At 65.7% G+C, this 23189-nt stretch carries 18 protein-coding genes; 14 read left to right on the top strand and 4 right to left on the bottom strand.

Annotated features, from left to right (window positions below; translation table 11 throughout):
* Positions 1-22: 22 nt before the first annotated feature.
* Positions 23-790, top strand: a complete 768-nt coding sequence (locus FS665_RS23965) for a methyl-accepting chemotaxis protein (RefSeq protein WP_371921285.1) — start codon at positions 23-25, stop codon at positions 788-790.
* A gap of 38 nt (positions 791-828) precedes the next feature.
* Here the strand turns inward: FS665_RS23965 and FS665_RS17090 are convergent, their stop codons facing one another.
* Positions 829-1608, bottom strand: coding sequence for a helix-turn-helix transcriptional regulator (locus tag FS665_RS17090; RefSeq protein ID WP_145190834.1), 780 nt, complete (start codon positions 1606-1608; stop codon positions 829-831).
* 52 nt (positions 1609-1660) lie between these two features.
* Complete coding sequence (locus tag FS665_RS17085; RefSeq protein ID WP_145190831.1) at positions 1661-2938, bottom strand: acetyl-CoA C-acetyltransferase; 1278 nt, start codon at positions 2936-2938, stop codon at positions 1661-1663.
* A gap of 117 nt (positions 2939-3055) precedes the next feature.
* Between FS665_RS17085 and FS665_RS17080 the strand changes: the two genes are divergently transcribed.
* The 8 genes from FS665_RS17080 to FS665_RS17045 all read left to right on the top strand — a co-directional run bounded on the left by FS665_RS17080 (position 3056) and on the right by FS665_RS17045 (position 9155).
* Positions 3056-4408, top strand: coding sequence for a 3-oxoacyl-ACP reductase (locus FS665_RS17080; protein ID WP_145190828.1), 1353 nt, complete (start codon positions 3056-3058; stop codon positions 4406-4408).
* A 2-nt stretch (positions 4409-4410) separates the two neighbouring features.
* Positions 4411-5262 carry a MaoC/PaaZ C-terminal domain-containing protein gene (locus FS665_RS17075; RefSeq protein WP_145190825.1) on the top strand — a complete coding sequence of 284 codons (852 nt, stop codon included), beginning with the start codon at positions 4411-4413 and terminating at the stop codon, positions 5260-5262.
* Between the two features lie 66 nt (positions 5263-5328).
* Entirely contained in the window at positions 5329-5634 is a 306-nt protein-coding gene (locus FS665_RS17070) for a MazG-like family protein (protein ID WP_145190821.1), read from the top strand.
* Positions 5631-6380, top strand: coding sequence for a methyltransferase domain-containing protein (locus FS665_RS17065; protein WP_145190818.1), 750 nt, complete (start codon positions 5631-5633; stop codon positions 6378-6380). The genes FS665_RS17070 and FS665_RS17065 overlap by 4 nt, the downstream gene beginning before the upstream one ends.
* A gap of 21 nt (positions 6381-6401) precedes the next feature.
* Entirely contained in the window at positions 6402-7037 is a 636-nt protein-coding gene (locus tag FS665_RS17060; protein ID WP_145190815.1) for a DUF4136 domain-containing protein, read from the top strand.
* A gap of 19 nt (positions 7038-7056) precedes the next feature.
* A complete protein-coding gene (locus FS665_RS17055) occupies positions 7057-7626 on the top strand; it encodes a DUF4136 domain-containing protein (protein WP_145190812.1) in 570 nt (189 codons plus the stop codon).
* A 162-nt stretch (positions 7627-7788) separates the two neighbouring features.
* Positions 7789-8259 (top strand): prepilin peptidase, encoded by a 471-nt coding sequence (locus FS665_RS17050; protein ID WP_145190809.1) that lies wholly within the window; start codon positions 7789-7791, stop codon positions 8257-8259.
* Positions 8260-8378: 119 nt separating this feature from the next.
* The gene (locus FS665_RS17045) at positions 8379-9155 is read left to right on the top strand and encodes a response regulator transcription factor (protein WP_145190804.1); all 777 of its coding nucleotides are present in this window, start codon (positions 8379-8381) and stop codon (positions 9153-9155) included.
* 18 nt (positions 9156-9173) lie between these two features.
* Here FS665_RS17045 and pbpC read toward each other — a convergent pair whose 3' ends face one another.
* Positions 9174-11528, bottom strand: coding sequence for a peptidoglycan glycosyltransferase PbpC (gene pbpC / locus FS665_RS17040; protein WP_145190801.1), 2355 nt, complete (start codon positions 11526-11528; stop codon positions 9174-9176).
* A gap of 77 nt (positions 11529-11605) precedes the next feature.
* Between pbpC and FS665_RS17035 the strand changes: the two genes are divergently transcribed.
* Entirely contained in the window at positions 11606-11899 is a 294-nt protein-coding gene (locus FS665_RS17035; RefSeq protein WP_145190798.1) for a hypothetical protein, read from the top strand.
* 69 nt (positions 11900-11968) lie between these two features.
* Here the strand turns inward: FS665_RS17035 and FS665_RS17030 are convergent, their stop codons facing one another.
* The gene (locus tag FS665_RS17030; RefSeq protein ID WP_145190795.1) at positions 11969-16867 is read right to left on the bottom strand and encodes an alpha-2-macroglobulin; all 4899 of its coding nucleotides are present in this window, start codon (positions 16865-16867) and stop codon (positions 11969-11971) included.
* A 179-nt stretch (positions 16868-17046) separates the two neighbouring features.
* Here FS665_RS17030 and FS665_RS17025 point away from each other — a divergent pair, with 179 nt between their 5' ends.
* The 4 genes from FS665_RS17025 (at position 17047) to FS665_RS17010 (ending at position 23183) form a co-directional block, all read left to right on the top strand.
* Positions 17047-18384 carry an MATE family efflux transporter gene (locus FS665_RS17025; protein WP_145190792.1) on the top strand — a complete coding sequence of 446 codons (1338 nt, stop codon included), beginning with the start codon at positions 17047-17049 and terminating at the stop codon, positions 18382-18384.
* A gap of 157 nt (positions 18385-18541) precedes the next feature.
* On the top strand, positions 18542-20206 hold the full coding sequence (gene pgi, locus FS665_RS17020) for a glucose-6-phosphate isomerase (protein WP_145190790.1): 1665 nt from the start codon (positions 18542-18544) through the stop codon (positions 20204-20206).
* Positions 20207-20336: 130 nt separating this feature from the next.
* A complete protein-coding gene (gene acs, locus FS665_RS17015; protein ID WP_145190787.1) occupies positions 20337-22271 on the top strand; it encodes an acetate--CoA ligase in 1935 nt (644 codons plus the stop codon).
* A 42-nt stretch (positions 22272-22313) separates the two neighbouring features.
* Positions 22314-23183 (top strand): oxygenase MpaB family protein, encoded by an 870-nt coding sequence (locus FS665_RS17010; protein ID WP_145190784.1) that lies wholly within the window; start codon positions 22314-22316, stop codon positions 23181-23183.
* The last annotated feature ends 6 nt before the right edge of the window (positions 23184-23189 follow it).

Here is a 23189-nt window from a genome sequence, read left to right as displayed (position 1 = left end):
CTCCACGCGGGTTTCCAGCGACATGGCCGAAGCGGCCGGACGCCAGCGCGAAGCGGTCGACATGGTGTCCACCGCCTTCCATGAAATGGTCGCTACCGCCAACGAAGTGGCGCGCTCGTGCAGCCAGGCCGCACAGTCGGCCGACAGCGGCCAGCAACAGGCACGCGAAGGCCAGCAGCAGATCGATGCCGCGGTCCACAGCGTCGATCGGCTGAGCCAGGAGATCGAGCAGTCGGCGCAGTCGATCCAGCAGCTGGAGCGTGACAGCAACGCCATCCAGTCGATTCTCGGCACCATTCGCTCGATCGCCGAGCAGACCAACCTGCTGGCGCTCAACGCGGCCATCGAAGCGGCCCGCGCCGGGGAGCAAGGCCGCGGCTTCGCCGTGGTGGCCGATGAAGTCCGCGCGCTGGCCAAGCGCACGGCCGACTCCACGGCCGAAATCGACGGTTTGCTAGGCAACCTCGCCAGCCGCACCGCCGAGGTGGCCGAGCAGATGCATGCCAGCCTGGAGGTCTCTCAACAGTCGGTCAGCCGCATTGGCCTGGCGCGCGACAGCTTCGGGCAGATTCGTGAGTCGGTGGACGTCATTCGCGACATGAACACCCAGATCGCCACCGCCGCCGAGGAGCAACACCAAGTCGCCGAGGATATCAACCGCCACATCAGCCAGATCCATGGCGATGCGCAACTGGTGGCCGAGCTGGCCCAGGCCGCGCGCCAGGATTCCGAGAGCCTGGCCGGGCTGTCCAACGAGCTGGATGCGCTGGTACGGCGTTTTCGCACCTGAGCAGTGATCCGCTACTGGCCGTCGTCGGTAGCGGATCGCTACAGTTTCAGTTCGCCGGGCGTGGCACCGAACAGCTGCTTGAACGCCGCGATGTAAGCCGAGGTGGAGTCATAGCCGCAGGCCAGAGCCGCCTCGGTCACGCTCTGCCCCGCCTCCAATGACGCCAGCGACGACAACAGCCGCATGCGCTGGCGCCAATGGCGAAAGCTCAAGCCAGTCTCACGCTGGAACAAGCGCATCAGGGTCTTTTCCGAGCAGCTCAGCTGCGTGGCCCAGGCCTGCAGGGTCTGCGCCCGCTCCGGTTCGGCAATCAAGCCGTTACACAAGGCCAGCAGGCCTGGATGACGCGGCAGCGGCAGGGAAAACCCCACTTCGGGCAAGGTCCGCAACTGATCGAGCAGCACCGCCACCAGGCGCGCCTCGGCGCTGTCACCTTCGGCGTATTCGGCAGGCAAACGGCAGAACGCCTTGATCAGCTCACGGGCCAGCGGCGTGACTTCGAGCACTCGACAATGCGCCGGTGCCCACACGCAGGCATCGCAGCGGATGTACAAACTGCGCATCTCCGCCTGACCTGAGGTGACCACCTCATGCTCGGCATCAGCCGGAATCCAAACGCCCCACTGCGGCGGTGCGAAGTAACTGCCGTCTGCGGTGTAGACCCCCAGGACGCCACTGATGGCGTAGGAAAACTGCACCCAGGAATGGCGGTGCCGCGTCGTCCACGATCCGGCGCCAAGGCTTTCGGCGCGGGCGTACAACGGCCGCGGCAATTGCGCCAGGCTAGGAAGGGCACGCGGCTGTCCGGTGGTGTGCATGGCGGTGTCGGGTAGTGGCGAGCAGACAAGCCTATCAGAGATCGACAGCCGCTCAGCGTTCGACGATCACCGTCACCCCTTGCCCACCGGCGGCACAGATCGAAATCAGCCCGCGGCCCTTGCCCGCCTGCGCCAGCAACTTGGCAAGGTTGGCCAGAATGCGCGCCCCGGTTGCGGCAAACGGGTGGCCAGCGGCCAGGGAGCTGCCTTTGACGTTGAGCTTGCTGCGGTCAATGGCGCCCAGAGGCGCATCCAGGCCCAGGCGATCGCGGCAGAAATCAGGGTCTTGCCACGCTTTCAGGGTGCACAGCACCTGAGCTGCGAACGCCTCGTGAATCTCGTAGTAGTCGAAATCCTGCAGGCTCAGGCCGTTGCGTGCCAGCAGGCGCGGCACCGCGTAGGCCGGGGCCATCAGCAGACCTTCATGACCACTGACGAAGTCCACCGCAGCGGTTTCGCCATCGACCAGGTAGGCCAGCACCGGTAAACCTTGTTGCGCGGCCCACTGCTCCGAGCCCAGCAACACCACCGAGGCGCCATCGGTCAGGGGCGTGGAGTTGCCCGCGGTGAGCGTGCCCTGGCCTGAGCGATCGAAGGCGGGCTTGAGTTTGGCCAACTGCTCCAGGGTCAGCTCAGGCCTTAAGTTGTTGTCGCGCACCAGGCCCATGAACGGCGTCAGCAAATCATCCTGCCAACCCTCGGCATACGCTGCGGCCAGCTGCCGGTGGCTGTGCAGCGCCAAGGCATCCTGCTCGGCGCGCTCGATCGCCCAGGTCTGGGCCATGCGCTCGCAGTGCTCGCCCATCGACAGGCCGGTGCGCGGCTCGCCGTTGCGCGGCAGCTCGGGCTTGATATGGCCGGGGCGTAACTGCAGAAAGGGTTTGAGCCGCTCGCCGAGGGTCTTGCCGCGCCCGGCCTGCAACAAGAGGCGGCGCAGCCCTTCATTGACCCCGATCGGCGCATCGGAGGTGGTGTCGACCCCGCCCGCCACGCCACTGTCGATCTGTCCGAGGGCGATCTTGTTGGCCACCAGCAGCGCCGCTTCAAGGCCCGTGCCACAGGCCTGCTGGATATCGTAGGCCGGCGTCGCCGGCGAGAGGCGCGAGCCCAGCACGCATTCGCGGCTCAGGTTCATGTCCCGTGAGTGCTTGAGCACCGCGCCCGCCACCACTTCGCCAAGGCGCAGGCCGTGCAGGCGGTAACGTTCGACAAGTCCTTCCAGGGCGGTGGTCAGCATCGTCTGATTGCTGGCCGTCGCATAGGCACCGTTCGAGCGTGCGAAAGGAATTCGGTTGCCGCCCAAGATGGCGACCCGGCGAGTGGAACCCATGCGTTTTTTCCTCCTGAAACAAATTGTTCGGTACAGCCTAGGCGTTTTTGCCCCATTCGAACGACCCTGCCTGAAAGTTGGTCCACACTTGCAAGCTTGCTTTCAGGAGACCCGCACATGAGCGATCGCTATCTCGGCTTTGCCAACTCCAACCTCGGGCGCCGCCTGGTCGACGCGCTCGGCCTGCCCAGCCCGGCTCCGCTGGAGCGCTGGCAGGCCGGGCGCCTGCGCCCGGTCGACGGCGCCCTGGTAGTGGGCGGCGGAGCGCTGGCCGGTCAGGTCGAAGCGATCGCCCCGCGCCTGACCGACACCGTGTACAGCTTCGCTGGCAGCGGCCTGCAGGCACCGGCCTGGGTCGCCGGGCTCGGCCCGAAGATCAAGGCGCTGGTGTTCGATGCCAGCCATTTGTCCGACACCGACGCGCTCAAGCAGTTGCGCGAATTCTTCCAGCCCCTGCTGCGCAGCCTCGACCGCTGTGCCCACGTGGTGATTCTGGGCCGCGCGCCGGAGACCCTCGACGACCCGCTGGCGAGCGTGGCCCAGCGCGCCCTCGAAGGCTTCAGCCGCTCGCTGGCCAAAGAACTGCGCAATGGCGCCACCGCGCAATTGCTGTACGTCGAGCCAGGTGCGGATGCTCAGCTCGAAGGCGCCTTGCGCTTTTTCCTGTCACCGAAAAGCGCGTTCATCTCCGGTCAGGTCCTGCGCCTGCAAGCGTGCGCCGCGCAGGTCGAAGACTGGACGCGTCCTCTGGGCGGGCGCCGCGCCCTGGTCACGGGTGCCGCCCGCGGCATCGGTGCGGCCATCGCCGAAACCCTCGCGCGCGACGGCGCCCAGGTGCTGCTGCTGGACGTGCCGCAAGCCCAGCAGGAGCTCGATGCCCTCGCCGCACGCCTGGGCGGTAAAGCCCTGGCGCTGGACATCTGCGCCAGCGATGCACCTGCTCGTCTGCTCGAGGCCCTGCCCGATGGCATCGACATCGTCGTGCACAACGCCGGCATCACCCGCGACAAGACCTTGGCCAACATGACTCCGGAGTACTGGGACGCGGTCATGGCGGTCAACCTGAAAGCTCCGCAGCTACTGACCCAGGCGCTGTTCGATGCCGGGGCGCTGGGCGAACACGCGCGCATTACCCTGCTGGCCTCGGTCAGCGGCATTGCCGGCAATCGCGGCCAGGCCAACTATGCCGCGAGCAAGGCCGGCCTGGTCGGCTTCGCCCAGGCCTGGGCAAGCAAGCTCGCCGAGCGTGGCGCCAGCATCAATGCCGTGGCGCCCGGGTTCATCGAAACGCACATGACCGCCGCGATGCCCGTGGGCCTGCGCGAAGCCGGGCGACGGCTCAGTTCGCTTGGCCAAGGTGGGCGCCCCCAGGATGTCGCCGAGGCCGTAGCCTGGCTCAGCCAACCGGGTTCGGGGGCGGTCAACGGTCAGGTCCTGCGGGTGTGCGGCCAAGCGTTGATGGGAGCCTGAACATGAACCGTCAATGGCAAGATCTGCATAGCCCCGACTCGCGCGCCAGCCTGTACCTGCGTGCGGCCAGCAAGCGCAAGATCAGCGGCGCGAGCCTGCCTACACGCGGCTTGCGCAGCATGATTCGCGTGCAGCCGGACAACCTGGCCGCCTACCGCCGGCTTTGCCACTTCCCCGATGATGGCCGGCTGCCCTGCAGCTACCCGCATGTCATGGCGTTCAACCTGCAGTTGCAGTTGCTGACCGCGCAGGATTTCCCCTTCCCGCTGCTGGGGCTGGTGCACCTGCACAACCGTATCGACGTCGTGCGCCCGCTGGGCGGGATCGACGCCTTGCAGTTCGCCGTCTACGCCGACAATCTCCAGGCCCATGCCAAAGGCGGTACGTTTGACCTGGTCACCGAAGCCGAAGACGGTCTTGGCGTGCTCTGGCGGGAGACCAGTCGCATGCTGGTGCGCGGTCTCAAGGTTGACGACCAGGCGCCGCCAAACGACGAGCCTGAGCCTGATGGCCTTGCGCAGGTGACCCGTTGGTATGCCGACAGCGATATCGGTCGGCGCTACGCCAAGGTTTGCGGCGACTACAACCCGATCCACCTAAGCGCAGCCAGTGCCCGCCTGTTTGGGTTTCCCACCGCCATCGCCCATGGCATGTGGAGCACTGCCATGGCATTGGCCGCCCTGCGCGGGCACATGCCCAACAGCGGTTACCGCTTCGAGGTGGCGTTTCGCAAACCGGTGCGCTTGCCCTCGGAGGTGCTCCTCAGCGCCAGCGAGGCTGGCCCGGCTGGCAGTTTACGCCTGCAAGGCCAAGGCGATCTGGAGCATATGGTGGGGCGCTGGGCAGTGCTCTAGCACGTTGATTTGCGCTTGCTTTGCAGCGGGCCTGGGCAGAAGCTATGCGGCATTTGGAGAGCCCCGATGAACCTGCAAGAACTCACCCAACGCCTGCACCGAATCCGCGACGCCAATGATTGGCGAGGCTTTCACAGCCCCAAGAACCTGGCCATGGCTGCCAGCGTCGAGATGGCCGAACTGGTGGAGATCTTCCAGTGGCTCACCGAGGAGCAGTCGCGCCAGTTGCCAGCCGACCAGCTTACCCACGCAGGCCAGGAAGTGGGCGACATCGTGCTGTACCTGTTGCTGTTGTGCAGCGAGCTGGGACTGGACCTGGAGCAGGTGGTCAAGGCCAAGCTGGCCGACAGCGAACGGCGCTTCGCCCGATGAACGACCGTCATTTCGATGAGCTGGCCACGCGCTTTGCCGAAAAAATCTACGGCGGCGCCAAAGGTGCGATCCGCCTGGCCGTGTTGCAGGCGGACCTGGCCGAGGCCCTGCCCGATCGCCCGCTGCGTGTGCTGGATATTGGTGCAGGCCTTGGCCACATGGCCCTGTGGCTGGCGCAACGCGGGCATCAGGTCACGTTGGCAGATCCCGCCGCGCCGATGCTCGAAGGGGCCCGGGCGCGTTTTGCACAAGCCGGTCAACAGGCGACGTTCATCCAGGCGCCCTGGCAAGACCTGCTGGGCCAGCTCACCGAACCTTATGACCTGGTGCTGTGCCATGCAGTGCTGGAATGGCTGGCCGAACCGCCGAGCATCCTGCCTGTGCTGCATCAGCTCACCGCCGCGGATGGCTGGCTGTCACTGGCGTTCTACAACCGCGACGCGCTGGTCTATCGCAATCTGCTCAAGGGGCATTTCCGCAAGCTGCGCAGCAATCGCCTGGAAGGCGAGAAACAGAGCCTCACGCCGCAAAAACCGCTTGATCCGCGGCAGCTGCAGGCGCAACTTGAACCGTTGTGGCAGGTCGAAAGCGAAAGTGGCGTGCGGGTCTTCCACGACTACATGCCCAAGGAATTCCAGGACAAGGCCGAGCTGCTCGACCTGCTGGAAATGGAGCTGGCCCACCGCCGTCACCCAAGCTTCGCCGGCCTTGGCCGCTACCTGCATTGGATGTGCCGCCCTCGCTGACTCATTCCTGAGGAGCAACCCATGCTGTACCGCGCTTTTTGCCTGGCCCTTGTCGCGTTCGCCCTGGCGGGCTGCCAGGGCAGCAACCCCTATGTCGCCAGCAGCCGGCCGCTGCCGCCGGCACCGGCGCAAGCGGCACATACCTTCGATGCCAGCGCCTACCCGGCCGCACCGCGCGACTATGGCCGCTACCGCAGTTGGAGCTGGCGGGCCGGTCAGTCGCCCAGCGGCGTGGCAGGTGGCGACCCGGGGCAGCTCGCCGATGCAGTCAGCGGCGCCCTTGACCAGCACGGTCTACGCCCGGCTCGCGGCGGCCGTGGCGACGTGCTGGTCAGTGCCGACATGCGTGTAGAGCGGCGTTTGCGCCAGGTGCGCGACTACGACAGTTACGACCCCTACTACGGTCCCTACCCATACGGCGGCGTCGGCGTTGGTGGCTATCGCAATGGCTACGGCGCCTACGGCAGCGTTCCGGTGGTGCGTACCTATGAAGTAGAGGTACTGGTGGTGCGCATTGACCTGTTCGACGCCGCTACTGGCCAGCCGGTATGGAGCGCCAGCGCCGAAACCTCCGGTGACAAAAGCTCGCCGCGGGCGCGTGAAAGGGCCCTGCGTGAGTCGGTCGACAAAGCGCTCAGCGGCTATCCTCCCAGTTGATCCCTAACGGAGAACCATCATGTGGCATCGTCTCGTTCTAGTGACGGCCGTGTTGTTGCTCGCGGCCTGTTCGAGCACTAACGTGCAGCAGGATTTCGACGCCAGCCGCGACTTTGCCGCCTATCGCAGCTGGGCCTGGCAGGAGCCGGCGCTGCAGTACCGCCCGGATGACCCACGCATCAAGAGCGACCTGACCGAACAACGCATCCGCACGGCGGTGGCGCAACAGCTCGATCAACGCGGACTGCGCCCGGCCCAGGGCACGGTCAAGGCGGATGTGAAAGTGCGCGCCTACCTGATCGTCGAGCAGCGTCAGCAACAGATCACCACCAATTACGGCGGCGCCTGGGGCGGCTACTGGAACGGTTACTGGGGCGGCCCGATGTACAACGAGACGCGCAGCGTCGATTACAAGGTCGCGACCATTCAGGTCGACCTGTTCGATGGCCGTGATGGCAAGTTGGTGTGGCGCGGCAGTGCCGAACAGATCATGAACAGCTACCCGCCGAGCCCCGACGAGCGCAACAGCGCCATTCAGAAAACCGTCGCGCAAGTGCTCGGCAACTACCCCCCAGGCCGAGCGAAGTAGACCGCTCGTCAGCTGCTGCCGGGCCTGTTGCGACGCCGAATCGCCCCTGCAGCGACGCTTTTTGCCATCCCGACCTGTCCGTTCGTCAGATCGCGTCTACCCTGATTAGGAAACCTGACCGATCGGGTAGACGTGTTCAATGATTAGGATGGCGGGCTGCCGATGCAAAGCATGGTCCTTCTGATGTGGCTTGCCTTGTGCACCGAACAAGATCTGCGCCAGCGTCAGATCGCCAACATGCTGACCGTGGGTGCCGCCACTGGCGCCCTGGTCTGGCTTTTCGCAACCGGCCACAGCTGGATCGGCGCCGAGGCCAGCGACGCCGGCTGGGCCTTGGCCATCGTGATGTTGCTGACCTTGCCAGGCTACATGCTCGGGCGCCTGGCAGCCGACGACGTCAAGCTGATGGGCGCCCTGGCCTTGGCCACCAGTCCGCATTATGTCCTCGGCACGTTTATCGGCGCCGGGGTCAGCGTGGTGCTCTGGCTGCTGTTGCGCAGGCGGCTGTGGAAACTGCTCAACCCAAAACTGAAAAAACACCTGACCGCCCTCACCGAACAGATGGGCGACAGGCAGGCGTTCGTTCCGTACGTGCTCACCGGCTTTCTCCTGACAGCCGTATGGATCCAATAACCCCCCCTGTTGTCGGATGACTTGTAGGATGTTTTGCAGATTCGCTGACAGCGGCTACCGTTAAGCTGCCAGAGCGTCTGGCCCGGGAGCAGGGCCGCTTGAGAACATGGAGGTGGGGTGTGAGCAAGTCTTACAGCGAGGTAAAAGTGCTGGTCGTCGATGACCAGCCAGTCATTGTCGAACAGTTGTGTGAGTATCTCGGCATCAAGGGCTACCAGTGCGCTGCGGCCCATTCCAGCGATGAAGCCATCGAGCAGTTCATCGCCGACGAGACCATTGGCTTGGTGCTGTGCGACCTGCATATGCCCGAGCGCGATGGCGTCGAGTTGGTGCGCGCGCTCAAGGCACTGGGCGGGCGTGAGCGGCTGTTCGAAGCCATCATGCTCACCGGGCGCGCAGAGAAGCAGGATGTGATCCGCGCCCTCCGCGAAGGCTTCGCTGATTATTATCAAAAGCCCATGGACCTCGACGAGCTCCTTGAGGGCGTGCGCCGGCAAGAGCAAGTGCTGCTTGAACGCAAGGCCAATCTTCAGCACCTGGGCAATCTCAACCAGCGCCTGCAGGATCTGGCAGGCTCCATCGATGAGCTTTACCAGGACCTGGAGAAAGCCCGTGGCCAAGGTGTGCATCGTCGCTCCAGCGACGTGCTGGAAAGCGACGCCGAGCTGCCTGCAGCCTTCGAGAAGCTGTCGCCTCGACAGATGGAGGTTGCGCGCCTGGTCAGCAAGGGCAAGACCAACTATCAGATCGCCTGTGAACTGGGTATTACCGAGAATACGGTGAAGTTGTATGTGTCGCAGGTGTTGCGGCTCACGCACATGCATAACCGCACCCAATTGGCTTTGGCGCTGACGCCGAGCTCTTCACCGGTGTTCCAGCGCTTCACCACCCATTGAGGCGCGTTGCGGCGCGCCTCAATCGTTGACCTGAAACGCCACCCGGGCCGTCTCGCCGCTCTCGTCCAGGGCGCTGAGCTCGAATTGCCCGGCGTGATCGAAGCGCACCGACAGGTTCTGCTGGCCGTCGCTCTGCCCCACCGGTTGGCCATTGAGGAACCACCAGCGCCGACAGCCGCCGCCCAATGCCGAGACCTGAACCTGCAACACCTCGCTGCTGGTGGCCGGGCGACGCAGGTGATCGCCTGCCCGAACCCCGACGATCGCCAGCGGCGGCGCGCTGGCCGGCACCTGCGGCGGGCAAAGCGGATCGATCCCCGGCAGGCGCGCTGCGCGCCGCTCGACTTTCGGCAGCCAGGGTTCCAGGGGCGCCGGCCACAGGGCGATGTCGTGGGACGTGGCGCCTGGGCAACTGCTGTCGACGCGCAGCCCCTGGGTGTTGGTCCAGACGGTTTCATGCAGCCCTAGCCCCAGGGGTTGGTCGGCCGCCTGCAAGGTCGGTGGCGTGGTGCCATCGAGGGTCCAGGCAAAGCGCTGACGCCGACAGTTCGGGTCTTGCCGGCTCATCGGCTGGCCCAGGGGCCAACAGATCGCAGCCACGCCCACGCTGGCCGGCACGCGCTCCACGGGTAACCGGATACCGCGCTGGCTGTCGCGGTTGCTCAGCAGATCATGCACCTGCAGCATCAGCGGCGCCGCCGAGGCCAGGCCGAATTGCCCTGGCACCGGCGTGCCGTCCGGGCGGCCGATCCATACGCCGATCAGATAACGCGGGCCCACGCCGATCGACCAGGCATCACGAAAGCCGTAACTGGTGCCGGTTTTCCACGCCAGCTGCGGGCGCTGCACCAACTCGGCATGCGGATCGCGGTCCGGCCGGGCCTGTCCGCTGAGGATGCGCCGGACAATCCAGGCAGCGCCGGCTGACATCAGCCTGCGCTCGAGCAGCGGGTCCTGCGGTTGCAGGCGCATCCGCGCGCTGTTGCCGCCGCGGGCCAGCGCCGCGTAACCGCCGACCAGATCCTCCAGGCGGCTGCCGGCACCGCCGAGAATCAGCGACAGGTTCGGTTCGGCAAGCGGTGGCAGCGCCAACGGCACCCCAGCCATGCGCAGCTGCCCGGCAAAGCGCTTGGGGCCATAAGCCTCGAGCAACTGCACCGCTGGCAAATTGAGCGACAGCGCCAGCGCCGAGCTTGCCGATACCGGCCCACTGAAGCCCATCGAAAAGTTGCCAGGACGGTAGTCGCCGTAGCGCCGCGGTACATCCTGCAACAACGATTCGGAATGGATCAGCCCGTCATCCAAGGCCAAGCCGTACAGAAACGGCTTGAGCGTGGAGCCCGGCGAGCGCAGCGCACGGACCATGTCGACATGGCCGAAGCGGCGTTCATCGGCCATGTCCACCGAGCCCAGGTAAGCCCGCACTGCCATGCTTTGCGCCTCGACCACCAGGATCGCCGCCGACGTGCGTTCCGGCAGGCGCGCACGCCAACCCAGCAACAGGTCTTCGAGGCGCCGTTGCAACGAGGCGTCGAGGGTGGTGTGGATCAGCGTCGGGCTGTCAGGGCTGTTGAGCCGCCGTGCCAGCAAGGGCGCAAGCGCCGGCTCCTGTCGCGGGGCCAGCAGCAGCGGCTCTTCGGCAGCTTCCTTGAGCACCTGGGCCGGCCACACCTGGTATTCGCCCAGGCGCTCGAGCACCTTGTCGCGGGCGTGCTGGGCACGGGCCGGGTGACGGTCCGGGCGCAGCCGGCTGGGGGCCTGGGGCAACACCGCCAACAACGCCGCCTCGGCGTGGGTCAGGTGCTGCGGCGATTTGCCCAGATATGCCCAGCTGGCTGCGGCCACCCCTTGCAAGGTGCCACCGAAGGGCGCGCGATTGAGGTACAGCTGCAAAATCTCACGCTTGGACAGGTGCCACTCCAGCTGCAGGGTGCGCCACAGTTGTCGCAGTTTGCCGGTGAAGGTGCGGTCATGCGGATCGAGCAGGCGCGCCACCTGCATCGACAACGTGCTGCCGCCCGACACCACCCGCCCTGCGCGCAGGTTGAGCCAGGCTGCGCGGACCATGGCCATCGGGTTGACCCCCGGATGCTGGTAGAACCAGCGGTCCTCGTAGGTCAGCAAGGCCTGCAGGTACAGCGGCGACACTTGCTCGGGGCTGACCGGGTAGCGCCACACGCCATCGGCATCGGCAAAGCGCCACAGCGGCGTGCCGTCTTCGGCCAGCACTACCCGGGCCAGGTCGTTGCCCGGCATCGGCAACGGCCATAGGCGATCGGCCAGCCACAGCAGGCCCAGGGCAATCAGCACCACGATCACAATGCTGCGTACATGCCTCGCGCCACGGGTGTGGGGCCGGGCTAAGCTTGGCATCGGGAACCGACCCTGGCAGATAATGGCCAAAGGCTTGAAAGCGGCAAACTCGCCGATTCGTTGATCAGGAAGCAACTATGCATGTAGAAGGTTTTTTCGAATGGCTGGGTCAGGCCCTGGGGTCGGTGATCAGGATCATCGTCGACGCCCTGAGCGGTCTGTTCAACGTACTGGCCAATGCCGGCGGCAACTTCATCGATGGCCTGGCCCGCACGCTGGGCATGGACACCTCCCTGGTGAGCATCCTGGCCCTGATCGTCGGCTTGCTGCTGTTGTACTCGGCCATCCGCGCCTTCATGCGCGCATCCATCATCCTCGGCATCATCTGGTTGGCCCTGGGGCTCTGGGTCATGAGCTGGGTCGTGCATTGAGCGCTGCGAGCCGCAAGCTGCAAGCAGAAGCAGATCTGCTTTTACCTGCAGCTTGCGGCTTGAAGCGCGTCAGCGCGCCCTGACCGTGAGGTCCCCCGTCGTTTCGCCCAGGGCCTGGAGGTTGGGACGGTACATCGACTCGACCTGGGGCGGCGGTACTCGGTAGGTGCCTGGGGTAACGGCGCGGGCCAGGTACAGCAGGTGCGTGGTGGCGTAGCCGTCCAGTTGCACGGCCGCCACGTAGCGGTCGTCGCGGTATTCCTGGTGCACGATGCTGGCATTCTGCATCGACTCGCGCCATTGCTTCACGGCGCTGCTGGCGTTGTCCAGGCTCGCGGCGCTTTGCGCCAGGTTCTGGTTTTCCAGTTCAAGGCCTGCCGGAAGCAGATCGACCACCAGAGCATCGGGCACGCGCTCGGCAGACTTGACCGCCAGGTGCACCAGCACCAGCTCGCCACTGCGCAGGTTCTGCAGGTTCAGCGCCTGGCCGTTCATGCCCAGATACTCGCGGCGGATCTCCATGCCAGTGCCGCCTGCAGCCGGCGCCTGACGCGGGTAGCCGGACAGCGTCAGTTGCTGATAGAGGGTTTCGCTGCCCTGGTTCTGCACGCTCAGCGGCGAGGCCAGCAAGGGGCCTTCGAGCTTCATGCCCGCTTCGCCATCGCTCAATTCGCGCACTTCCCCAGCGCTGTCCAGCCGTGCCTTCCAGGGTGCCTGCGGTTTACCCAGCAGGCCGCGGCCGGCCAGGTACAGGGCGTTGCGTTCCTGAGTCGACAGCCAGCGGTTGGCAGCCAGTTCGTCCGACAGTGCGAACAGGCGTTGATCGACCTGATCGCTGGCCAGCTGGCTTTCCTGCAACAGCGCCAGAATCAACGCCTGGTCCCGCAGGCTGCTGCCGTAATCGGCCATCCAGCCCTTGCTGCGGCTGATCCCAAGCCCGGCTTGCAGGACCTGCTGCGAGCGCGGTTTGTCGCCCATCTTGTCCAGGGCCACTGCCAGTTGCACCAACGGCAGGCCGGAGCGGGCATCGGCGCGGCGCTCGAACAAGCTGCGCAATGCGCCCAACGGTGCCTGCTGGCTGCGCGATAACACCAGGGCCGCGTAGGCCTGCACGGCAAAGCGGGTGTGCTCGGCATTTTCGCTGTAATCGACTTCGATCAGGTTGCGCTCCTGCACGTAGCGCAGCAGGCGCTCATTGGCCTTCTTCAAGGCCTCGGCGGGCACGCCATAGCCTTGGTCGCGGGCGCGCAACAGGAAGTCGGTGACATAGGCGGTGAGCCAGTACTCTTCCTCGCTGTCCGAGCTCCACAGACCAAAGCTGCCGTTGTAGCGCTGCATGCCCAGCAGGTGTTCGATGCCCATTTCGATCTTGCGCTTGCGTACGGCGCCCGGCTCGCCCTTGATGCCCAAACGCTTGAGGCTGGCCTCATCGGCGTACAACGAGGGATAAAGCCCGCTCGCGGTTTGCTCGAGGCAGCCGTAAGGGTAGGCCTCCAGGGCACGGATCTGCTCGGCAAGGTTCAGCGGCGGCCGGCTCGACAAGGCCAGGCTGGCCTCAAGGCCAGCTGGCTCGAACGCCGCCAGGTCGCCCTCGGGCAGGAACCAAGGCTGATCGTTCAGGGCAACCCGGTAGTGCTTGAGCATGGCCGGATAAGCCGGACGCACGCCCAGCGTCCATTCCCGCTCGAAAGCTCCGCCAGGCTCGCCGGGCAGTTTCAGGCCATTGACGCGGACTTGCACCTTGCCCTGGCCCAGGCCACCTGCGGCCACCACCGGGACCAGCAGGGTAGTGCGCTGGTCTTCGGCCAGGGCGATGTTCTGCTGGGCGCTGCCGGCCAGACTCAGCTGCCCGTCGGTGCTGATCTCGACCTGCAATTGCTGGGCACGCCCGGACAGGTTGGCCAGGTCCAGGGCCAGGCTGGTACGGTCGCCCCCGGCCAGGAAACGTGGCGCAGACAGCTCGGCGACCAGCGGCGCGGCCACCACGGTCTTGCCTTCGGCGACACCGAAGTGCTCATCGGTCCAGGCCTGGGCCATCAGGCGCAGTTCGCCGTTGAAGTCCGGGATGTCCACCGTCGCCTGCCCCTGCCCTTGCTCATCGAGGGTCACGGGTAGGCTTTGCTGGGCAACGATGGTGACGGTGGTGTTGGGGCGCTTGCCACCTTTGGCCATCGCCGCGTCGCCACCGAAGGCCAGGCTGGCCAAGCGGCCCTGCCCGGCCTCGATCAGCTGGCCGTAGATGTCCAGCTGATCGGCGCCATAGGCTTTGCGCCCGAACAGGCTGGCGAACGGGTCAGGGGTCTTGAAGTCGGTGATGTTGAGAATGCCCACATCCACCGCAGACACCAGCACATGCGCCTGCTTGGGCACGCTGCCATCAGCGTTGGCAGCCTTGATCTTCACCGTCAGCGGCTGCTTGGGGCGGATTTTTTCCGGCGCCTGCAAGCTCAGCGCCAGCTTGCGCTCGGCGCGGGCCAGCGGCAGGTGCAGTACGCCGACGGCGCGCTTGGGCGTGGCGTTGGCCTTGCGCTCACCGGGGCGAATCACCAGGGCGCTGATGTACAGGTCGTGACGCGCCCACTTCTTGTCCAGTTCGACCGCGAAGGTCTTGCCCTCGGCCGGCACCTGGATTTCCTGCCACCACAGCGGGCCGTCGCTGGATTCGATCATGAGGTAGCCGCTGCCGGCGGCAGGCGGGGTCACAGTGACCTGGGCGGTGGCGCCGTCGGCGTAGGCCGGCTTGTCCAGCGCCAGCTTGACCTGATCGGGCCGTACCGCGCCGCCCTCGGCGTTATCCTGGGCGCGGTAGCCGGCCCAGAAGCGCGCGCTGGAAATCAGGCCCGTCTGCGGGTCTTCGACCTCGACGCGGTACGGCCCCCACTCGACCTGGAAGCTGAGCTTGGCGGTCGAGCCGGCCTTGATGCTCAAGGTCTGCTCACTTTCGGTGAGGAATTTCTCGTTGTAGTTGTAGCTCCAGCCGTCGCTCTGCGAGTAGTTCCAGTAGTAGTCGCGCCGCTCGCGCACCAGCCGCACCTTGAGGTCGTCGCCGGCAAGCTTGTGGCCGTCGCGATCGGCCAGCAGGAACTCGAACTCGACCGGGGCGTCGCCGTCGGTTTCTTCACCGTCGAACAGACCGCGCAGGCCCGGCAAGCGCTCGGCCGGCCAGATCGGCTGCTCCAGGCGCCGGGTGATCGGGCGCCCACCCGATTCCTGCAGGCTGGCCTGCACGGTCAACTGCAGCGGTGAGCGCGCCTCGCTCCAGCGGCTCGGGATATCGACGAGCGCCTTGCCGGCCTGATCGAGGGTAACCTCGTCCAGTTCCAGGTCCTGGGTCAGCTCGCCTTCGGTGACCGAGCCAAACTGATAGCCTGGCAGCGCCGGCACCGCCTCGCGCAGCGGGCGTACGTAGGCTTGGCCGCTCAGGCGATTGCCGGCGGCCGGGGCGCCGTAGAGGTAGCGCCCATTGACCTGGATGCGTGCATCCTGCTCGGGCGCAAGCGGCGTGGCGCTGCCCTTGAGCTCCAGCGCCAGGCGCTCAGGCAGGAAGTCTTCGACCAGGAATTCGTACACCTGCTTGCGCCCACCGCCAAGGTCCAGCAGCAGCTGCCAGCGCCCAGTGGGCGCTTCGCCGGCCAGTTGCAGCTGGTATTGGTACAGGCCATTGGCGTCGGCCTCCCAGACGAACTTGCGGCTGACTTGTTCATCGGGACGACGCACCTCGACGCTGACCGGCTGAGCCTTGACCGGCTTGCCGTCCTGATCGCGCAGCAGGCCGTTGAGCAGCACTGTCTCGCCCGGGCGATAGAGATCGCGCGGGCCGAAGATGAAGAATTGCAGGGGATTGGACTGCGGGCCGGTGATATCGAACTCGGCCAGATCCAGCGCAGCGGTATTCAGGCGCAGCAACGTGGTATGCACGCCCTGCGTGGCGATCAGGGTATCGGCCTTGGCCGTGATCGGCAGCTCGGCGTGGCCGGCGCCGTCAGTCTTGGCCTGGGCCAGCAGCTTGCCCTTGTCGTCGTGGACCTCGAGGTTGACCTCGCTCAAGGCCTTGCCACCCTCCAGCGCCTGCGCGAATACGTCCAGGCGGTCACGGTAGCGGTGGGCGGAGACGCCGATGTCGCTGAGGGTGAACAGGGTCGCCGGTTGCGAATAATCATAGGTGCCCGAAGCACGCATCACCGCCAGGTAGACCCCCGGCTCTTGCAGCGGCTTGATCCCGGCCAGCGGCAGCAGCACGGTCTCACGGGTATTGCGCGCCGGGTTGAGGTCGAAGCGGCCGCTGTAGACCAGCTCGGCCATGTCCAGGGTTTCCTTGGACTGGTAGTAGTACAGGCTGCTGTTGCGCCCCCAGTTGACGAGAAACGCCGAAAGCATCTCGGGTTTGACCCGGAAGAACTCGACATCGACCTTGGCCACGTTCAACGCGATCACCGGCAAGCCTTCGGCCAGGCGCGTAGGCAGCAGCGAGCCACGGCTGGCGAAGCCCACGGTGGGCTGCATGTCGCGGGTTTCCAGGCGGCTCACCGCCTCGCTTTCGAGCTGTTGGCCATTGACCGCCAGCAGGCCCTTGTCGAGGGTCAGCACCAGCTTGCGCTGTGGCTCCAGATGACGCAGGCGCAGTTCCATCTGGTTGTCGGACAGTTCCCAGGCGCCGTCGACCTTGCCATTGACGGTATCGACCAGGTGCACCTTGCTGGCGAAGTCCTGCTGGGCGTCCAGCGGCGCCGAGAAGCTCACCGACAACGTGCTGGCACCGTCGAGCTGGACCTCGGAGACGTCCAGCACGCTGAGGGCGCGACCTTCGTAGCGCTTGGCCAGCACCGCCGGGTCTTCGCGCTTGGCCGGTGCCGCTTGCGGCGTGCTCGCAGGCGCTTGAGCGGAGGCCGCTGGGGCCTCGGGCGTCGAGGAATCACAGGCACTGAGCAGGGCCAGCGCGCAGGCCAGCAACAATCCTTTGTTGAACATGGAAGAAACTCTTCGGCAGCGTGTACGTGAGGGCAGCAACTATAGCGCAACGGCGCTGGCAGTACTTGCGCCGTTGCGTGCTTCAGGCCGCGGTGGCGCGCTCTGCCTGCCTTGGCGCTACAATGCCGCGCAATCGATCAGCGCGGATGCCACGCGGCCCTCCCGATCCAGGTATTTGAATGTCGCAACTGTCCACCGACTGGCAGCACCGGCCGACCCACCGCAAGGTCTGGGCGCTGGCCGCGCCGATGATCCTTTCCAATGTATCGGTGCCACTGGTGGCCCTGGTCGACAGCACCGTGATCGGCCACCTGCCCCATGCCCACCAACTGGGCGCGGTGGCCGTGGGCGCTACCTTGTTCACCTTCATGGTCGGGCTGATGGGCTTTCTGCGCATGGGTTCCACCGGCTTCGCCGCCCAGGCCGCCGGGCGGGCCGACGGCGCCGCGCTGCGCCAGGTGCTGCTGCAAGGCCTGCTGCTGGCAGTGGCCTTTGCGTTGCTGATCGGCGCGCTGGCCGTGCCCTTCAGCCAGCTGGCCCTGCATGCGATGCAGCCGAGCGCGGCACTGCAGCAAGCCACTGAAGATTTCTTCCATACCCGCCTGCTCGGCCTGCCCGCCGCGTTGGCCAGCTACGCGCTGGTCGGCTGGTTCCTCGGCACCCAGAACGCGCGGGCACCGTTGGCGATTCTGTTGACCACCAACCTGCTCAATATCGTCCTGAATCTGTGGTTCGTCGTGGGCCTGGACTGGGGCGTGCTGGGTTCGGCGCGGGCCTCGGTGATCGCCGAATGGAGCGCAGCGCTGCTGGGCCTGGCCCTGACCCGTCCGGCCCTGCGCGCCTATCCAGGGCGCATGGCCTGGCCGGCGCTGCGGCGCTGGCAGGCCTGGCGTCCGTTGCTGGCGGTGAATCGGGACATCTTTCTGCGCAGCCTGGCGCTGCAACTGGTGTTTCTGCTGATCACCGTGCAAGGCGCGCGCTTGGGTGAGGCGACGGTCGCGGCCAACGCGCTGTTGCTCAACGGCCTGCTGCTGACCGCTTACGCGCTGGATGGCTTGGCCCATGCCGTGGAAGCCCTGTGCGGGCATGCCATCGGTGCCCGCGATGGCACCACCTTGCGCCGTGCGCTGGTGGTGGCCAGCGGTTGGTCGCTGATCACCAGCGTCGTATTCGCCGGCCTGTTCCTGGCGGGCGGCCACCTGTTCATCGACCTGCAGACCGATATCCCGAGCGTGCGCGCGGCGGCCTATCCCTACCTGCCCTACCTGGCCGTGCTGCCGCTGATCGCGGTGTGGAGTTACCTGCTCGACGGCCTGTTCATCGGCGCCACCCGCGCCCGCGAGATGCGTAACGCCATGCTGGTTTCGGTGTTGCTCGCGCTGCCGGTGGCGGCGCTGCTCGGTGGCCTGGGCAATCACGGCCTGTGGCTGGCGTTTCTGGGCTTCATGGCAGTGCGTGCAGTGACCTTGGGCTGGGTCGCCTGGCGCTTGCAGGCGCGCGGCCAGTGGCTCGCCTGAGCCAGCCCGGACCAACGCTGCAAAATCCGCCGCCAGGCCCATTCCCTGCAGCCCGGCTATGCCTATAATGATCGCCGCCTGAACCTGGCAAAACCTGCCGAGTCGAAGGCAGATCACGCAGCTGTTGTCGCTGCGCTACAGCAAGGAATTTCGTGCAATGGCGTATTACCGTACACCCCACGATGTGACGGCCCTGCCCGCTTGGCAGGCCCTGCAGAAACACCGCGACGCCATGCAAGGCTTCAGCATGCGTGAAGCCTTTGCCGAAAACGGCAAACGCTTCGATCAGTTTTCCCTGAGCAGCTGCGGCCTGTTCCTCGATTACTCGAAGAACCTGATCACGGACGAAACCCGCACGCTGCTGGTCGAGCTCGCCGAACAAGTCGGCCTGAGCGATGCGATCAAGGCGATGTTCAGCGGCGAGATCATCAACGCCTCCGAAGGCCGCCCGGTGCTGCACACCGCGCTGCGCCGCCCGGTGGGTGACAAGCTCAGCGTCAACGGTGTCAACGTGATGCCTGAAGTGCACAAGGTGCTGAACCAGATCACCGAGCTGGTCGGTCGTATTCACGATGGCCTGTGGCGCGGCTACAGCGAAAAGCCAATCACCGACGTGGTCAACATCGGCATCGGCGGCTCGTTCCTCGGCCCCGAGCTGGTCTCCGAGGCCCTGATGCCCTACGCCCAGCGTGGCGTGCGCTGCCATTACCTGGCCAATATCGACGGCAGTGAATTCCATGAGCTATCGGCCAAATTGCGCGCCGAAACCACCCTGTTCATCGTCTCGTCGAAGTCGTTCAACACCCTCGAGACCCTGAAGAACGCCATGGCCGCGCGTACCTGGTACCTGGCCCAGGGCGGCTCGGAGGCCGAGCTGTACCGCCACTTCATCGCGGTATCGAGCAACAAGGCGGCGGCCGTGGCCTTCGGTATTCGTGAAGAAAACATCTTCCCGATGTGGGACTGGGTAGGTGGGCGCTACTCGCTGTGGTCGGCCATCGGTTTGCCGATCGCCCTGGCCATCGGCACCGCCAACTTCAAGGAGCTGCTCTCTGGCGCCTACACCATGGACCAGCACTTCCAGAGCGCGCCGTTCGAGCAGAACATGCCGGTGCTGCTGGCCTTGCTAGGCGTGTGGTATGGCAACTTCTGGGGCGCCAGCAGCCATGCGATCCTGCCCTACGACCACTACCTGCGCAACATCACCAAGCACTTGCAGCAGCTGGACATGGAGTCCAACGGCAAGAGCGTTCTGCAGGACGGCACCCCGGTCAAGACCGATACCGGCCCGGTGATCTGGGGCGGCGTCGGCTGCAACGGCCAGCACGCTTATCATCAGCTGCTGCACCAAGGCACCCAGCTGATTCCAGCTGACTTCATCGTGCCGGTGGTGAGCTTCAATCCGGTGGCAGACCACCATCAGTGGCTGTATGCCAACTGCCTGTCGCAGAGCCAGGCACTAATGCTGGGCAAGACCCGTGCAGAAGCCGAAGCAGAGCTGCGCGAGAAAGGCCTGAGCGAGGCGGACGTCGCCAAGCTGGCGCCACACAAGGTGATCCCGGGCAACCGCCCGAGCAACACCCTGGTGGTCGAACGGATCAGCCCCCGGCGTCTGGGCGCGCTGGTGGCGATGTACGAGCACAAGGTGTTCGTGCAGAGCGTGGTCTGGGGCATCAATGCCTTCGACCAATGGGGCGTGGAGCTGGGCAAGGAACTGGGCAAAGGTGTCTACCAGCGCCTTGTCGGCAGCCAGGAAGACAGCGCCGAAGATGGCTCCACCCAAGGCCTGATCAACTACTTCCGCGGTCGCCACCGCGGTTGATCGCGCCGCCGGGGACGGCGTCATCGCACAAGCGACTGCGGTGACGCCGGCCCAGGTTGAACAGCCCTGCCAGCTACACTGTCCACCGAATAGCCGTTGCAGTCCCTCCGACCCGAGCAGGACCACCGCCATGTTCGATATCCGACAGTATCCCCAGGCCCTGGCCGTCAGCCAGTCCGCCGCCTTGAGCGCCGACGATTATCAGCGCCTCTACCGCAAGTCGATCGACGACCCGGATGCCTTCTGGGCCGAGCAGGCCAAACGCCTGGACTGGATCACCCCCTGGTCCACCGTACAGCGCAGCGACCTCAGCACCGGCGAGGCGCGTTGGTTCGACGGTGGCCAGCTGAACGTCAGCTACAACTGCATCGACCGCCACCTGGCCCAGCGCGGCGAGCAGACTGCCCTGCTCTGGGAAGGCGACGACCCCAAGGACTCGAGCGCCATCAGCTACCGAGAACTGCACCGTCAGGTCTGCCGCCTGGCCAACGCACTCAAGGCGCGTGGGGTGAGAAAAGGCGACCGGGTGTGCATCTACATGCCGATGATTCCCGAGGCCGCCTACGCCATGCTCGCCTGCACGCGTATCGGCGCCATTCATTCGGTGGTGTTCGGCGGCTTTTCGCCGGACGCCCTGCGTGACCGTATCCTCGACGCCGACTGCCGCACGGTGATCACAGCCGACGAGGGCGTGCGCGGCGGCAAACGCATACCCCTCAAGCACAACGTCGACAAGGCCCTGGCCAGTTGTCCTGCGGTCAGCAGCGTATTCGTGGTGCGCCGCACCGGCGCCGAGGTAGTCTGGAGCGAAGGGCGCGACCTCTGCTACGCACAAGCCACCGAACAGGCCGGTGACGAGTGCCCGGTCGAGCCGATGCACGCCGAGGATCCGCTGTTCATCCTCTACACCTCGGGCAGCACCGGCAAACCCAAGGGTGTGTTGCACAGCACCGCCGGCTACCTGCTGCAAGCCGCAATGACCTTCGACGTGGTATTCGACTACCGCGAGGGTGAGGTGTTCTGGTGCACCGCCGACGTTGGCTGGGTCACCGGTCACAGCTACATCGTCTATGGGCCGCTGGCCAATGGAGCGATTTCGCTGATGTTCGAAGGGGTGCCCAATTATCCCGACAGCTCACGGTTCTGGCAGGTGGTGGACAAGCATCAGGTGAATGTCTTCTATACCGCGCCCACGGCGTTGCGGGCCTTGATGCGTGAAGGTTCGGCGCCTCTGCAAGGCACCTCGCGGGCCAGCCTGCGCCTGCTCGGCAGTGTTGGTGAACCGATCAACCCGGAGGCCTGGGAATGGTACTTCAATGAGGTCGGGCAACAGCGTTGCCCAATCGTCGATACCTGGTGGCAGACCGAGACCGGCGGCATCATGCTGACGCCACTGCCGGGATCGCAGACGCTCAAGCCAGGCTGCGCCACTCAGCCGATGTTCGGTGTGCAGCCAGTACTGCTTGACGAGCAAGGCAAGGTGATCGACGGCCCGGGCGCTGGCCTGCTGGCGATCAAGGCCAGTTGGCCAGGGCAGATTCGCAGCGTCTACGGTGATCACCAGCGCATGGTCGATACCTACTTCAAGCCCATGCCCGGTTATTACTTCACCGGCGACGGCGCCCGCCGCGATGCCGATGGCGACTACTGGATCACCGGCCGCATCGATGACGTGCTCAATGTCTCCGGCCACCGCATCGGCACCGCCGAGGTGGAGAGCGCGCTGGTGCTGCATGACAGCGTCGCCGAGGCGGCCGTGGTCGGCTACCCCCATGACCTCAAAGGACAAGGCGTGTATGCCTTCGTCACCACCATGAATGACGTCACCCCCGACGAGACACTCAAGGCGCAATTGCTGGCCTTGGTCAGCAAGGAGATCGGCAGCTTCGCCAAGCCGGAGCTGATCCAGTGGGCACCGGCCCTGCCCAAGACCCGCTCGGGCAAGATCATGCGGCGTATACTGCGCAAGATTGCCTGCAACGAACTGGAAAACCTGGGCGATACCTCGACCCTGGCCGACCCGAGCGTGGTGCAGGGCCTGATCGACACGCGCCTCAATCGATAACCGGCGGCCCGTTTGCATGGCCGCCTACAGCCGTAGGTGGCCATGGAAGCTTTACGCCGTCGCATCGAAACCCAAGTCATGAGCCTTACCGGGCTTGCGCTAGGGCAACTGGATCTGGAATCGCCCAAAGGCGACCCTGGGCTGTTCGGCCCGCACAGCGTCAGCTGGCAGGTGCATGGCGATTTTCCGAGCATGCTGGTCGGCGGCATCAGCGCCCTGATGCTGCAACTGCTGCACCCCCTGGCCCTGGCCGGGGTCTGGGACCACTCCAATTTCCGCGAAGACCTGCTTGGCCGCCTGCGCCGCACCAGCCAGTTCATTTCCGGCACCACCTTCGGCGCGACCCGCGATGCCGAATGGCTGATCGACAAAGTGCGTACCATTCACCTGCAAGTCACTGGCACGGCGCCCGACGGGCGCGCCTACGCGGCCAGCGACCCGCAATTGCTGACCTGGGTGCACGTGGCCGAGGTCAGCAGCTTCCTCGCCGCCCACCTGCGTTACTGCAATCCACACCTGCCGGTAGCCGATCAGGACGCCTACTATGCCGAGATCGCCCTGATCGCCGAGCGCCTGGGCGCCGCCGACGTGCCGCGTTCCTGCCAGCAGGTCGAGGCTTACCTGCAACGCATGCGTGGCCAGCTGCAGTGCAGCGCACGCAGCCTCGAAGTGGTGGGGATATTGCTCGACGCGCCGGCCCCCAGCAGGTTGGCGCAGCCGGTGGGCAAGTTGATGCTGCAGGCCGGCGTCGACCTGTTGCCGGACTGGGCCAGGCGCATGCTCGGGCTGCATCAGGGCCCGCTGCAGCAACGCATGATCCGCCTTGGCCTACAACGCACCGCGCCGATCCTGCGCTGGGCGATGCGCGATGGCTCGGCGCACCGCGCCAAACGCAGAATGGGCATCGAGTGAGGGTAA

Origin of the sequence: Pseudomonas sp. URMO17WK12:I11 (assembly GCF_007677725.1) — a bacterium.
Lineage (GTDB): Bacteria > Pseudomonadota > Gammaproteobacteria > Pseudomonadales > Pseudomonadaceae > Aquipseudomonas.
This window is presented reverse-complemented; position numbering and strand designations above follow the sequence as displayed.

Excerpts from the sequence above, each read along its gene's own strand:
- FS665_RS23965 (WP_371921285.1), top strand. The coding sequence starts at position 23 with ATGGCCGAAGCGGCCGGACGCCAGCGCGAAGCGGTCGACATGGTGTCC.
- FS665_RS17090 (WP_145190834.1), bottom strand. The coding sequence starts at position 1,608 with ATGCACACCACCGGACAGCCGCGTGCCCTTCCTAGCCTGGCGCAATTG.
- FS665_RS17085 (WP_145190831.1), bottom strand. The coding sequence starts at position 2,938 with ATGGGTTCCACTCGCCGGGTCGCCATCTTGGGCGGCAACCGAATTCCT.
- FS665_RS17080 (WP_145190828.1), top strand. The coding sequence starts at position 3,056 with ATGAGCGATCGCTATCTCGGCTTTGCCAACTCCAACCTCGGGCGCCGC.
- FS665_RS17075 (WP_145190825.1), top strand. The coding sequence starts at position 4,411 with ATGAACCGTCAATGGCAAGATCTGCATAGCCCCGACTCGCGCGCCAGC.
- FS665_RS17070 (WP_145190821.1), top strand. The coding sequence starts at position 5,329 with ATGAACCTGCAAGAACTCACCCAACGCCTGCACCGAATCCGCGACGCC.
- FS665_RS17065 (WP_145190818.1), top strand. The coding sequence starts at position 5,631 with ATGAACGACCGTCATTTCGATGAGCTGGCCACGCGCTTTGCCGAAAAA.
- FS665_RS17060 (WP_145190815.1), top strand. The coding sequence starts at position 6,402 with ATGCTGTACCGCGCTTTTTGCCTGGCCCTTGTCGCGTTCGCCCTGGCG.
- FS665_RS17055 (WP_145190812.1), top strand. The coding sequence starts at position 7,057 with ATGTGGCATCGTCTCGTTCTAGTGACGGCCGTGTTGTTGCTCGCGGCC.
- FS665_RS17050 (WP_145190809.1), top strand. The coding sequence starts at position 7,789 with ATGCAAAGCATGGTCCTTCTGATGTGGCTTGCCTTGTGCACCGAACAA.
- pbpC (WP_145190801.1), bottom strand. The coding sequence starts at position 11,528 with ATGCCAAGCTTAGCCCGGCCCCACACCCGTGGCGCGAGGCATGTACGC.
- FS665_RS17035 (WP_145190798.1), top strand. The coding sequence starts at position 11,606 with ATGCATGTAGAAGGTTTTTTCGAATGGCTGGGTCAGGCCCTGGGGTCG.
- FS665_RS17030 (WP_145190795.1), bottom strand. The coding sequence starts at position 16,867 with ATGTTCAACAAAGGATTGTTGCTGGCCTGCGCGCTGGCCCTGCTCAGT.
- FS665_RS17025 (WP_145190792.1), top strand. The coding sequence starts at position 17,047 with ATGTCGCAACTGTCCACCGACTGGCAGCACCGGCCGACCCACCGCAAG.
- pgi (WP_145190790.1), top strand. The coding sequence starts at position 18,542 with ATGGCGTATTACCGTACACCCCACGATGTGACGGCCCTGCCCGCTTGG.
- acs (WP_145190787.1), top strand. The coding sequence starts at position 20,337 with ATGTTCGATATCCGACAGTATCCCCAGGCCCTGGCCGTCAGCCAGTCC.
- FS665_RS17010 (WP_145190784.1), top strand. The coding sequence starts at position 22,314 with ATGGAAGCTTTACGCCGTCGCATCGAAACCCAAGTCATGAGCCTTACC.